General features: G+C 60.3%; 10 protein-coding genes. 3 read left to right on the top strand and 7 right to left on the bottom strand.

Features of this window, described 5'->3' with window-relative positions:
- Positions 1 to 47: 47 nt before the first annotated feature.
- From phaC to BWR59_RS00680, 7 genes are all read right to left on the bottom strand, one after another.
- Entirely contained in the window at positions 48 to 1,727 is a 1,680-nt protein-coding gene (gene phaC / locus BWR59_RS00650; protein ID WP_081563720.1) for a class II poly(R)-hydroxyalkanoic acid synthase, read from the bottom strand.
- A gap of 340 nt (positions 1,728 to 2,067) precedes the next feature.
- On the bottom strand, positions 2,068 to 2,445 hold the full coding sequence (locus BWR59_RS00655) for a DUF971 domain-containing protein (RefSeq protein ID WP_081563721.1): 378 nt from the start codon (positions 2,443 to 2,445) through the stop codon (positions 2,068 to 2,070).
- Between the two features lie 102 nt (positions 2,446 to 2,547).
- A complete protein-coding gene (gene hslU / locus BWR59_RS00660; protein WP_081563722.1) occupies positions 2,548 to 3,885 on the bottom strand; it encodes an ATP-dependent protease ATPase subunit HslU in 1,338 nt (445 codons plus the stop codon).
- Between the two features lie 67 nt (positions 3,886 to 3,952).
- A complete protein-coding gene (gene hslV / locus BWR59_RS00665) occupies positions 3,953 to 4,483 on the bottom strand; it encodes an ATP-dependent protease subunit HslV (protein WP_081563723.1) in 531 nt (176 codons plus the stop codon).
- A gap of 233 nt (positions 4,484 to 4,716) precedes the next feature.
- The gene (locus BWR59_RS00670; protein WP_081563724.1) at positions 4,717 to 5,409 is read right to left on the bottom strand and encodes an SPOR domain-containing protein; all 693 of its coding nucleotides are present in this window, start codon (positions 5,407 to 5,409) and stop codon (positions 4,717 to 4,719) included.
- A 1-nt stretch (position 5,410) separates the two neighbouring features.
- A complete protein-coding gene (gene argS / locus BWR59_RS00675; RefSeq protein WP_081563725.1) occupies positions 5,411 to 7,147 on the bottom strand; it encodes an arginine--tRNA ligase in 1,737 nt (578 codons plus the stop codon).
- A gap of 183 nt (positions 7,148 to 7,330) precedes the next feature.
- On the bottom strand, positions 7,331 to 9,550 hold the full coding sequence (locus tag BWR59_RS00680) for a primosomal protein N' (protein WP_081563726.1): 2,220 nt from the start codon (positions 9,548 to 9,550) through the stop codon (positions 7,331 to 7,333).
- 167 nt (positions 9,551 to 9,717) lie between these two features.
- On the opposite strand from BWR59_RS00680, the gene rpmE reads away from it, so the two are divergent.
- The 3 genes from rpmE (at position 9,718) to BWR59_RS00695 (ending at position 12,215) form a co-directional block, all read left to right on the top strand.
- A complete protein-coding gene (gene rpmE / locus BWR59_RS00685; protein WP_062379238.1) occupies positions 9,718 to 9,939 on the top strand; it encodes a 50S ribosomal protein L31 in 222 nt (73 codons plus the stop codon).
- 74 nt (positions 9,940 to 10,013) lie between these two features.
- On the top strand, positions 10,014 to 10,766 hold the full coding sequence (locus BWR59_RS00690) for a thermonuclease family protein (RefSeq protein WP_081563990.1): 753 nt from the start codon (positions 10,014 to 10,016) through the stop codon (positions 10,764 to 10,766).
- Positions 10,767 to 10,946: 180 nt separating this feature from the next.
- Complete coding sequence (locus BWR59_RS00695; RefSeq protein ID WP_081563727.1) at positions 10,947 to 12,215, top strand: malic enzyme-like NAD(P)-binding protein; 1,269 nt, start codon at positions 10,947 to 10,949, stop codon at positions 12,213 to 12,215.
- Positions 12,216 to 12,296 lie beyond the last annotated feature (81 nt).

The following is a 12,296-nucleotide window of genomic DNA, read 5'->3' on the forward strand; positions in this document are numbered from 1 at the left end:
GTGTTCGATGCTTGCCGTTCCTGTTGCTTGCTCGTTAATGCCGTTTGCTACCTTTCGTGCACATACGTCCCTGGCGAAGCCTCTCCAGCCGGATACGCCTTGTTGCCCAGTGTAGCGGGGGATTTTTTCAGTTTGCCGGAACGCTCTGCCTGCCACGCTTGCCAGTGCAGCCACCAGGAATCGGTGTGCTTGGTCGCGTCTTCCTGCCATTTGTTGGCGTCGTCGGGCATGTCCGGGTTGGTCATGAACCGCGCCTTCGGGTTGCCCGGCGGGTTCAGGATGCTCTGGATATGCCCGCTGTTGGACAGCACGAACTCGGTCTTGCCGCCAAACAGCCGTGCCGACTTGTAGCACGACACCCAGGGCGTGATGTGGTCGTTGGTCCCGGCAAGACAGAAGATGTCACTTTTGACCTGCTTCAGGTCGATGGGCGTACCACTGACTTCCAGGGCGTTCGGGCGAATCAGCGGATTGTTCTTGAACATCTCGATCAAGTCGCCATGAAACGCGGCGGGCAGACGGGTGGTGTCGTTGTTCCAGAAGAGGATGTCGAACACCGGTGGCTCGTTGCCCAGCAGGTAGTTGTTGACCCAGTAATTCCAGATCAGATCGTTGGGGCGCATCCAGGCGAACACCTTCGCCATGTCCTTGCCTTCCAGCACGCCTGCCTGGTAGGAGTGGCGCTTGGCCGATTCCAGAGTCTGCTCGTCCACGAACAGGGCGACCTGCGTGTCCAGCGTGGTATCCAGCACGCTCACCAGCAGGGTCAGCGCGTTGACCTTCTGCTCGCCGAGTGCGGCGTAATGGCCGAGCAGCGCCGTGCAGGTGATGCCTCCGGAACAGGCGCCAAGCATGTTGACGTCCTTGCTGCCGGTGATTTTGCAGACCACATCCACCGCCTCCTTCACCGCGTCAATGTAAGTCGACAGGCCCCACTCACGCTGGGCCTTGGTCGGGTTGCGCCAACTGATGATGAAGGTCTGCACGTTGTTGCGCAGGCAGAAGCGCGCCAGGCTTTTATCCTGGCTGAGGTCGAAAACGTAGAATTTGTTGATCTGCGGTGGCACCACCAACAGTGGCCGCTCGTGAACCTGCTCGGTGATCGGCTTGTACTGGATCAGTTCCAGCACGTCGTTGCGAAACACCACGGCACCTTCGGTGGTGCCCAGATTCTTGCCGACTTCGAAGGCGTCCATGTTGACCTGGCTCGGCATGCCGCCGTTGTTGACCAGATCCTTGGCCAGGTGTGACAGGCCGTCGAGGATGCTCTTGCCGCCGGTCTCGAAGAAGCGTTTGACCGCCGCCGGGTTCGCCGCGCCATTGGTGGGCGACATGGCCTCTGTCATCAGGGTGATCACGAAATGACCGCGGCTGATGTCCTGGGCGGACAGGCTGCTGTCATCGATCCAGTCGTGCAGTTCCTTGCGCCAGGCGAGGTAGGTCTGCAGGTAGCGACGGTACAGGGGGTTCTGGCTCCAGGCCGGATCGGCGAAGCGACGGTCGTCGCTTTCCGGCACCAGCGTGGACTTGCCGAGCAGAACGTTTTTGAGCTCCAGCCCGAAGTGGGCCACGTGCTTGGCGCTGTGGAAAGGTTGCCTGATGGCCTGGGTCAATACCATGCGTGCCGTGGTGAGCAAATCCTTGCGCCTCAGGCCTACGACAGGGTTCAACCCCAAGGTGTGTTCAGAGGCTTGACGCGGCAGATCATCATTACTCTTGTTACTCATCTACGACGCTCCATTGTCCTGAGACGAGCACTGGCTTCCCTGTGAAAACACGCCACGGGCGAATGCCAGTACTGCTCTCGGGTGACCGATGATTAACACAAACAGGTGTGGACGCTTACGCAAGGCACCGCGTTTTTGGGTGGCGCTATATGCGACTGCTACGAACAACACCGACAGGCTTCTGCCAATTCTCCGATGCAGAGAGCTTGCCAGAATCATTGGTTACGCGAGATTCCAAAAAATCGCAAGCAGGGTCAGTCATTGACCGCTGCGCGGACCATTGAAGCAAATTGAATTAGAAAGTGCGTCCTAAAACGCCCGCCGGTAGCGCGGGCGCGGACTAGAGCATCAGCTTGATGATTTGCTCGGAAGGGTCGCGGGATTTGCCCGCAGCTTTCAGTTCAGCCAGATAGTCATCCCACAATTGCTCCTGGCGTTGCGCCAGTTGCTCGAGGTACTCCCAAGTGAACAATCCGCTGTCATGACCGTCGTCGAAGGTCAGTTTTAGTGCGTACTGACCGGCCGGTTCTATCTTGCTCAAACCGACGCCCAGCTTGCCGAATTGCAGAATCGGATTGCCGTGCCCCTGAACTTCCGCGGAAGGCGAATGCACACGCAGGAATTCGGCGGGCAGGTGATATTCCTCATCGGGGCCGTATTTCAGGCTGAGGATTTTCGAGGCTTTGTGCAGCTGGATGGCGATTGGGATTCTGGGCATTAGGGCAGCCTCAAGCTACAAACGGCAAGCTTCAAGTAAAAGCAGATATCTGCAACCCATGATATCTGCTTGTGGCTTGAAGCTTACAGCTGGCAGCTGCTTTTAAAGGATGTAACGCGACAGATCTTCGTCTTCGGCCAGCTCGCCAAGATGGCTGTTGACGTACTCGGCGTCGATCTTGATCGTCCCTGAATCCTGCGCCGTCGCCAGGTCGCCAGCGCTGAAGGATACTTCTTCCAGCAGGCGTTCCAGCAAGGTGTGCAGACGACGGGCACCGATGTTCTCGGTCTTCTCGTTGACCTGCCAGGCGATCTCCGCCAGGCGCTTGATGCCCTCAGGCAGGAACTCGATGTTCAGGCCTTCGGTTTTCAGCAGCTCGCGGTATTGCTCGGTCAGCGATGCATGCGGCTCGCTCAGGATACGTTCGAAATCCTGCGGGCTCAGCGCCTTCAGTTCAACGCGGATCGGCAGGCGACCTTGCAGTTCAGGCACCAGATCGCTTGGCTTGCTCAGGTGGAACGCGCCGGACGCGATAAACAGGATGTGGTCGGTCTTGACCATGCCCAGCTTGGTGTTGACGGTGCAGCCTTCGATCAACGGCAGCAGGTCGCGTTGCACGCCTTCGCGGGACACATCGGCGCCGCCGACGTTGCCGCGCTTGGCCACTTTGTCGATTTCGTCGATGAACACGATACCGTGCTGCTCGACCGCTTCCAGCGCCTTGCCCTTCAGTTCTTCGTCATTGACCAGGCGGCTCGCTTCTTCATCTCGAACCATCTTCAGCGCGTCCTTGACCTTGAGCTTGCGGCTCTTCTTCTTGCCCTTGCCCATGTTGGCGAACAGGCTTTGCAACTGGTTGGTCATCTCTTCCATGCCAGGTGGCGCGGAAATGTCGACGCCGCCCATTTCCGCGACTTCGATCTCGATTTCCTTGTCGTCCAGCTGGCCTTCACGCAGGCGCTTGCGGAACAGCTGACGGGTGTTCGAGTCGCTGCTGGAAGATGCGTCTTCGTTGAAACCCACCCGAGCCGCAGGCAACAGGGCGTCGAGAATACGATCTTCGGCGGCATCTTCGGCGCGATGACGGACCTTGGTCATTTCCTGCTCGCGCAGCAGCTTCATGGCGGCGTCGGCCAGGTCACGGATGATCGACTCGACGTCACGGCCTACGTAGCCGACTTCGGTGAACTTGGTCGCTTCGACCTTGATGAACGGCGCATTGGCGAGCTTGGCCAGGCGACGGGCGATCTCGGTTTTACCGACACCGGTCGGGCCGATCATCAGAATATTCTTGGGGGTGACTTCGACGCGCAGCTCTTCAGGCAGTTGCATCCGGCGCCAGCGGTTACGCAGCGCGATGGCGACGGCGCGCTTGGCATCGTCCTGGCCGATGATATGGCGATTGAGTTCGTGGACGATTTCACGGGGAGTCATGGACATGGTTTTCAACGGTCCTCGGGCGTGATGAGTTCAACGGGCCGCGATGAATTGCGGCCCGCGACAGGACTCACTCGGCGAGGTCCTGCTCCTCAATGGTGATGTTGTGGTTGGTGAATACGCAGATGTCGCCAGCGATGTGCAGGGCTGTCTCGGCGATTTCCCGCGCCGACAGTTCGGTCTTCAGCAGCAGGGCGCGAGCGGCGGCCTGAGCGAATGCACCGCCGGAACCCATGGCGATCAGGCCGTCTTCGGGCTCAACGACGTCACCGTTACCGGTGATGATCAACGAAGCGTCCTTGTTCGCGACGGCCAGCATGGCCTCCAGCCGGCTGAGGGAGCGGTCGGTACGCCAGTCTTTGGCGAGTTCCACAGCTGCGCGAACGAGGTGGCCCTGGTGTTTTTCCAATTGTGCTTCGAAGCGTTCGAACAGGGTGAAGGCGTCGGCAGTGGCGCCAGCGAAGCCGGCGATGACCTGGCCGTGATAAAGGCGACGGACTTTCTTGGCGTTGCCTTTCATGACGGTGTTGCCCAGAGAAACCTGGCCGTCACCCGCCATGACGACTTTGCCGTGGCGGCGCACTGAAACGATGGTGGTCAAGGGGAGAGTCTCCACGCTGCGGGGCGAAAATGCCCTGATGGAAACTCATATGGGGGTGGGGGCGGGTATTTCAACTGCCAGGCGAAGCGAGGGATGAATGGCAGTCCTCTCTGGCGAGACTGTCTCTGTAGCAGCACGGCTTGCCGGCGGTAGCGATCTGGAGGGCGCCATCGCCGGCAAGCCGGACTGCTAAAAGGGACGAAACCTGTTGGTTTGATCCGTGGCCGTCAGATCTAGCGACTCTGACGCTGCTGCAGCAACAGATTGCTGAAACCGCCACCCGCCAACTGCTTCTGCGCGGTCGTCAGTTGTTCACGGTTGCTGAACGGGCCGACCAGCACGCGATACCAGGTTTCATCTTTCACGGTGCCGGACTCAACCGTCGCCGCCTGCCCGAGCAGAATGATCTGCGCACGCACCTTGTCGGCGTCGGTCTGCTTGCGGAACGAGCCCGCCTGCAAAAAGAACGTCGTCACCGGCGCAGGCTTGGTCACCGGCGGCGCGGGCGGAGGCGTCAGGCCACTGAGCGCCGCCTGGGCACGAGCGGTGTCGATCTTCGCCGCCTGTTCAGGCGAGACTGGCGTCGTAGGCGCCACCACCGGAGGCGGTGTCTTCTCGGGCACGGCTTCGTTCGGCACGATGACTTCCGACTCAGGCAGGAGCGTGTAGAAGTCGTACTTAGGCTTCACCGGCGCCGTCGGGCTTGGAGGCGTCTTGTTCGCTTCCGCGATTTTCGCAGCCTTCGCGTCGGCCTTGACGCGCTTGATGTCGTCGCCGCTGCCGGGCTCAAGTTTCATCAGGAAAACCACGAAGGCACCAACGGACAGGCCGATCGCCAGCCACAGCCATCCCGGAATCGGCTTCTTTGCGGGTGCCTCGTACCGGCTGGCGCCGCGCTTGGGAGCAGGTTTCTTTTTGACTGCCAACTTACATACGCTCCAGAGTTTCCAGACCCAGCAGTTGCAGGCCTTGCTTGAGGGTGCGACCGGTCAGGTGCGCGAGGCGCAGACGGCTTTGCTGTTGCTCGGGGTTTTCCGCGTTCAGGATCGGGCAGTTCTCGTAGAAGCTGGAGAACAGCCCGGCCAGATCGTACAGGTAGGCGCACAGCACGTGTGGCGTACCTTTTTCGGCGACGTTGTTTACGGTTTCGCCGAACTGCGCCAGTCGCGCAGCCAGGTCTTGCTCGTGCGGTGCTTCGAGGACGATCTGGCCTTTGCTCTCGTCGAAGGCCTCGCCCAGCTTGCGGAACACTCCGGAAACGCGGGTGTAGGCGTACAACAGATAAGGCGCGGTATTGCCTTCGAAGCTCAGCATCTGATCGAAGTTGAAGCTGTAATCGCTGGCGCGGTGCTTGGAAAGGTCGGCGTATTTGACGGCGCTGATGCCCACGGCCTTGGCGATGCTGCGCAGTTCGTCTTCGGCGACTTCAGGGTTCTTCTCTTTGACCAGCACGTAGGCGCGCTCTTCAGCTTCGTCCAGCAGGTCTACCAGCTTGACGGTGCCGCCATCGCGGGTCTTGAACGGACGGCCATCGGCGCCGTTCATGGTGCCGAAGCCCATGTGTTCCATTTGCATGTCGTTGGTCACGAAGCCTGCACGACGGGCCACTTCGAACACTTGCTGGAAGTGCAGGGCTTGACGTTGATCGACGAAATACAGCGCGCGATCGGCTTTGAGGACGTTGCTACGGTAACGAACGGCCGCAAGGTCAGTGGTGGCGTAGAGATAGCCGCCGCCTGCCTTCTGCACGATAACCGGCAGCGGCGTGCCTTCGGCGGTCTTGAATTCTTCGAGGAACACGCACTGCGCGCCGTTGCTCTCGACCAGCAAACCGGCCTTTTTGAGGTCAGCAACCACGTTCGCCAGATCGTCGTTGTAGGCGCTTTCGCCCATGACGTCTTTCGGCGTCAGTTTCACGTTCAGGCGCTCGTAGACTTCCTGGCAGTGGGACAGCGAAATGTCCTTGAAACGGGTCCACAGTTTCAGGCACTCAGGGTCGCCAGCTTGCAGCTTGACCACCAGGCCACGAGCACGCTCGGCAAACTCTTCGGACTCGTCGAAGCGGCCTTTGGCGGCGCGGTAGAAGTTTTCCAGGTCTGACAGCTCGTCGCTGGTGGCCGGGGTTTCTTGCAGATATGCCAGCAGCATGCCGAACTGGGTGCCCCAGTCGCCGACATGGTTCTGACGGATCACCGTGTCGCCGAGAAACTCCAGGACGCTGGCAACGCCGTCACCAATGATGGTCGAGCGCAAATGGCCGACGTGCATCTCTTTGGCAAGGTTGGGCGCCGACAGGTCGACCACCACGCGCTGGGCGGGGCCGTTCTTGCGTACCGACAACGTGGCGTCGGCCAGCGCGGCATCAAGGCGCGACGCCAGGGCCTGAGTGTTCTGGAAGAAATTGAGGAAGCCGGGGCCGGCGATGTCGACCTTGCTGATCTGCTCGTCGGCAGGCAACGCGGCAACGATCTTCTCGGCCAGATCGCGCGGCTTCATGCCCGCAGGCTTGGCCAGCATCATGGCGATGTTGCTGGCGAAGTCGCCGTTTTTCTTGTCCTTGGCGTTTTCCACCTGAATCGCCGGCGTCAGCCCTTCCGGCAAGACGCCTTCGGTGACGAGTTGGCTCAGAGCTTGTTGGATCAGCTGGCGAATGGTGTCTTTCATGGTGCTCTCTTTCGACCGCAAGCGCGGCAGCGCTCGATGCGCGGGTGGAAAAACTGGGCATTATCCGTTGCCGGAGCCACCTTGCCAACCGCGTTGGACGCGCGGTTGGGATTTGTCATGCTATCGATGCGAGGTTCAATTGCTGGCAAGACACAAACCCTGTGGGAGGGTATTCGCCATCTATCAATACAAATCCACCGGGTCGACATCCAGCGACCACCTGACCTGTCTGCCGCTCGGCATGTTCTCAAGGGCCAGCAGCCAGGTCGCCAGCAACTTGTGCAATGGGGCGCGGGCGTTGGCCTGGACCAGCAATTGCGCGCGATACCGACCGGCGCGGCGTTCCATCGGAGCCGGAACGGGGCCCAACAGTTCAATTCCGCCCAGCGCGATTTCCTTCAGCAGGTACTCCGCTTGCGTACAGGCTTCATCGAGAAAGCCTTCGGCTTGGCCCGGTTTGTGGGCTTCAGCGCGCAACAGTGCCAGATGCGAAAACGGCGGCAGCCCGGCGGCGCGGCGTTCGCTCAAGGCCTGTTCGGCGAAGGCGAAATAACCCTGTTCCGTGAGCTGGATCAGCAGGGGGTGATCGGCCAGGTGCGTCTGAATGATCACCTTACCCGGCTCTTCCGCGCGTCCGGCTCGCCCCGCGACCTGCACGATCAGCTGCGCCATGCGCTCGCTGGCGCGGAAATCACCGGAGAATAGCCCGCCGTCGGCATCCAGGATCGACACCAGTGTCACCCGTGGGAAATGATGCCCCTTGGCGAGCATTTGAGTGCCGACCAGAATGCATGGCTCGCCTTTCTGAATCGTCGCGAACAGCTGATTCATCGCGTCCTTGCGAGAAGTGCTGTCGCGGTCGACGCGCAACACCGGATAGTCCGGGAACAGGATGGCCAGCCGTTCTTCAGCCCGCTCCGTGCCTGCCCCAACCGGGCGCAGGTCGACTTTTCCGCACGCCGGGCAATTGCGTGGCACGCGCTCGACATGCCCGCAGTGGTGGCAGCGTAGCTCGCCGGAACGCTGATGAACGGTCATGCGCGCGTCGCAGCGGTTGCATTCCGAGAGCCAGCCGCAGTCGTGACAGAGCAGCGTTGGAGCGAACCCTCGTCGGTTGAGAAACACCAGAACCTGCTGGCCCGCTGCCAGGGTTTGTCCGATTGCCTGCTGCATGGGGCCGGAAATACCGCTGTCCAGTGGGCGGCTTTTGACATCCAGGCGCAGGAAGCGCGGTTGTTGAGCACCACCGGCGCGCTGATTGAGTCGTAAGAGGGCGTACCGGCCGGTGTAGGCGTTGTGCAGGCTTTCCAGTGAAGGCGTCGCCGAACCCAGCACGATCGGGATGTCTTCCTGCCGTGCGCGCACCAGTGACAGATCCCGGGCGTGATAGCGCAGTCCTTCCTGCTGTTTATACGAGCCGTCGTGCTCTTCGTCGATGATGATCAGGCCGGGATTCTTCATCGGCGTGAACAACGCTGAGCGGGTGCCGATAATGATGTCGGCCTCGCCATCTCGCGCGGCCAGCCAGGCGTCGAGCCGGTCTCGGTCGTTGACAGCCGAGTGCAGCAAGGCGATTCGCGCATTGAAGCGCTGCTCGAAACGGGCGAGAGTCTGAGGACCGAGGTTGATCTCTGGAATCAGCACCAGCGCCTGTTTGCCGGCTTCCAGGGTTTCTCGGATCAGTTGCAGGTAAACCTCGGTCTTGCCGCTGCCCGTCACTCCCGCCAGCAACGAGGCATGGAAACTGCCGAAGCCTGAGCGGACCGCTTCGAAGGCGGCGCGCTGTTCAGTGTTCAGCGGCAATTCTGGCTGCGCCAGCCAGTGTTCGTGCCGGGCTGTGGGCGCATGGCCCCGCACTTCAACAGTGACCAGTTCCTTGGCCAGCAGCAGGTTCAGGCTGTCGCGGTTCAGCATCAGCTTGCTCAACAACTGATGCGCGACACCGTGAGGGTGCTGCGCCAGCGTCCTGAGCGCTTCCTTTTGCTTGGGCGCCCGCGCGATACGTGGGTCGTCGATGCTGGCGCCGGAGGCCATATGCCAGAAACGCTCCTGCCGTGCCTCGGCCGGTTCGCCCTGGCGCAGCAGTACCGGCAATGCCCAGCTCAAGGTGTCACCGAGGCTATGCTGGTAATACTGCGCGGTCCACAGGCACAGCTTGAACAGCGCGGGCGGCAGTGGCGCTTCGCTGTCCAGCAAGGCGATGGCGGGTTTGAGCTTGTCGGCGGGGACTTCGCTGTGGTCGGTGACTTCCACCAGAATCCCGATCATCTCCCGACGGCCGAACGGCACTCGCAGGCGCATGCCCGGCTGCAGGGTACTGTGCGCGACCCCGGCGGGGGCACGGTAGTCGAACAGGCGGCGTAAAGGCGAGGGCAGGGCGAGGCGCAGAATGGCGTCGGGCACGCGGGGGATTTCCTGTTACGGAGTATGACCAAGGCGCGATCTTAGCAGACGACCGGCAGTAACGTTCGCTTGCGTCATTTGCACTCTCTGTTAATATGCGCGGCCTAATTCCGTGCGGTATTCAACAATAGTGTTGGGTGGCGGCACGCTAGCCTGAGGAAATACCGATGAAAGCTGATATCCATCCAGTTTACGAAGACGTCGTTGCGACCTGCAGCTGCGGCAACGTCATCCACACCCGTTCCAACCTGGCCAAGCCTCTGAGCCTGGACGTTTGCAACGAGTGCCACCCGTTCTACACCGGTAAGCAAAAGACTCTGGACGTTGGCGGTCGCGTCGACAAGTTCAAGTCGCGTTTCGGTGCGTTCGGCGCAACCAAAGCGAAGTAAGAGTGGATTTTCTGGATCGCTCCCCGAGCTACTCCAGGCTGCTCAAGAAGGCGTCCCTTGCGGGCGCCTTTTTTATGTCTGCGATTTGGCTCTCCTCGGCTCAGGCGCTGTGTCCGGCACCTGCTTCTCTGCCTGTTTCCCAGGTTCAACGCGTGGTCGACGGCGACACCGTGCGATTGAGCGATGGGCGCAGCGTGCGCATGATTGGCCTCAATGCGCCAGAAACTGGCAAAAAAGGTCAGTCCGCGCAGCCGTTTGCCGAAGCCGCCAAGCGTCGTCTGCAAGCGTTGGTCGATGAGAGTGATGGGCAGGTCAGCGTAGGTGTCGGTGAGCAGGCCACCGATCACTATGGCCGAACGCTGGCCAATCTCTACGGGCGCAATGGTGCCAACCTGGAAGCGCAACTGCTCGCTGAAGGTCTGGGCTATCTGGTGGCGGTGTCGCCCAACGTCGCGCTGGTCGATTGCCAGCAGGCGGCGGAAAAGACTGCTCGTCAGGCCGGGTTGGGGCTGTGGCGCAATTCGCCGGTGCAGTCGCCGGATCAAATCGACACGGGCGGCTTTGCCGTGGTGTCTGGCGAGGTCAGCAATGTGCAGCGCAACGGTGGTGGCGTCTGGATCGAATTTCAGAACTCACTGGTGCTGCGCATCGCCCCCAATCTGGTCAGTCAATTCGACCTCGCTTCACTTCAGCGTCTGAAGGGCCGCAAGGTCGAAGCTCGCGGGTGGGTGGTAGATCGTTCTCGTCGCGGCGGCCTTAAATCGGGTCAGGTGCGCTGGATGATGCCAATTACCCATTCAGCGATGTTGAATACAACATCCAGATAAAATTGTAGACATTTTTCAGGCTATATTGTTTTCAGTGCAGGCCTTGTATTTCGTGGCTCTACGCTGAAAGTCTTAGATGCGGCCCCTTGACACAGGTGACTCGGCAGTCTTGTTAGGACTTTCTGACTTGCGTATGCTCGTTCGTCCGTCTGTCCAACAGCAAAAAAGCGGAATGCCCACATGTCAGATTTGAAAACTGCCGCTCTCGAATATCACGCCAACCCTCGCCCTGGGAAACTGAGCGTCGAACTCACCAAAGCCACCGCGACAGCTCGTGATCTGTCGCTGGCGTACAGCCCGGGCGTCGCTGAGCCTGTGCGTGAAATCGCACGCGATCCTGAACTCGCTTACAAGTACACCGGCAAAGGCAACCTTGTCGCGGTCATCTCCGATGGCACCGCGATCCTCGGCCTGGGCAACCTCGGCCCGCTGGCTTCCAAGCCGGTAATGGAAGGTAAAGGTGTGCTGTTCAAGCGCTTCGCCGGTATCGATGTATTCGACATCGAAGTCGATTCGGAAAGCCCGCAGGCGTTCATCGACACCGTCAAACGTATCTCCATCACTTTCGGCGGCATCAACCTGGAAGACATCAAGGCACCTGAGTGCTTCGAGATCGAAAAGGCGCTGATCGAGCAGTGCGACATTCCGGTTTTCCACGATGACCAGCACGGCACCGCGATCGTTACTGCGGCCGGCATGATCAACGCACTGGAAATCGCTGGCAAAACCCTGAGCGACGCGAAAATCGTCTGCCTGGGCGCCGGTGCTGCGGCCATCTCCTGCATGAAATTGCTGGTGAGCATGGGCGCGAAGATCGAAAACATCTTCATGATCGACCGCAATGGCGTGGTTCACTCCGGCCGTTCCGATCTGAACCAGTACAAGGCGCAATTCGCTCACGCGACTGACAAGCGCACCCTGGCCGACGCACTGGATGGTGCTGACGTATTCGTGGGTCTGTCGGGTCCTAACCTGCTGAGCGCTGAAGGCCTGAAATCCATGGCTGCGAACCCGATCGTGTTCGCGTGCTCGAACCCCGATCCGGAAATCTCGCCGGAGCTGGCTCACGCCACTCGCGACGACGTGATCATGGCGACCGGCCGTTCGGACTACCCGAACCAGGTCAACAACGTGCTGGGCTTCCCGTTCATCTTCCGTGGTGCCCTGGACGTTCGCGCCAAGCGCATCAACGAAGAAATGAAGATCGCAGCAGCCAACGCTCTGCGTGAACTGGCCAAATTGCCAGTGCCTCAGGAAGTCTGCGACGCCTACGGCGGCATCAAATTGGAATTCGGCCGTGAGTACATCATTCCGAAGCCAATGGACGCGCGCTTGCTTGGTCTGATCTCCGATGCCGTTGCCAAGGCCGCCATCGCGACCGGCGTGGCTACCCAGCCGTATCCGAAACACTACCCGCTGAAAAGCGTGGATGATGTGTTTAACGGATAAAGGCAGTCACTGCTCCACAAAAAAACCGGCCTGAGAGCCGGTTTTTTTGTGCAGCAGCTTCAAGTTGTAAGTCGCAAGCTG

Source organism: Pseudomonas sp. Bc-h, from assembly GCF_002080045.1.
In the GTDB taxonomy this organism is placed as follows: domain Bacteria; phylum Pseudomonadota; class Gammaproteobacteria; order Pseudomonadales; family Pseudomonadaceae; genus Aquipseudomonas.

Bases quoted from the DNA above. Each gene is read 5' to 3' on its own strand.
- phaC (WP_081563720.1), bottom strand. From the start codon at position 1,727: ATGAGTAACAAGAGTAATGATGATCTGCCGCGTCAAGCCTCTGAACAC.
- BWR59_RS00655 (WP_081563721.1), bottom strand. From the start codon at position 2,445: ATGCCCAGAATCCCAATCGCCATCCAGCTGCACAAAGCCTCGAAAATC.
- hslU (WP_081563722.1), bottom strand. From the start codon at position 3,885: ATGTCCATGACTCCCCGTGAAATCGTCCACGAACTCAATCGCCATATC.
- argS (WP_081563725.1), bottom strand. From the start codon at position 7,147: ATGAAAGACACCATTCGCCAGCTGATCCAACAAGCTCTGAGCCAACTC.
- rpmE (WP_062379238.1), top strand. From the start codon at position 9,718: ATGAAAGCTGATATCCATCCAGTTTACGAAGACGTCGTTGCGACCTGC.
- BWR59_RS00690 (WP_081563990.1), top strand. From the start codon at position 10,014: ATGTCTGCGATTTGGCTCTCCTCGGCTCAGGCGCTGTGTCCGGCACCT.
- BWR59_RS00695 (WP_081563727.1), top strand. From the start codon at position 10,947: ATGTCAGATTTGAAAACTGCCGCTCTCGAATATCACGCCAACCCTCGC.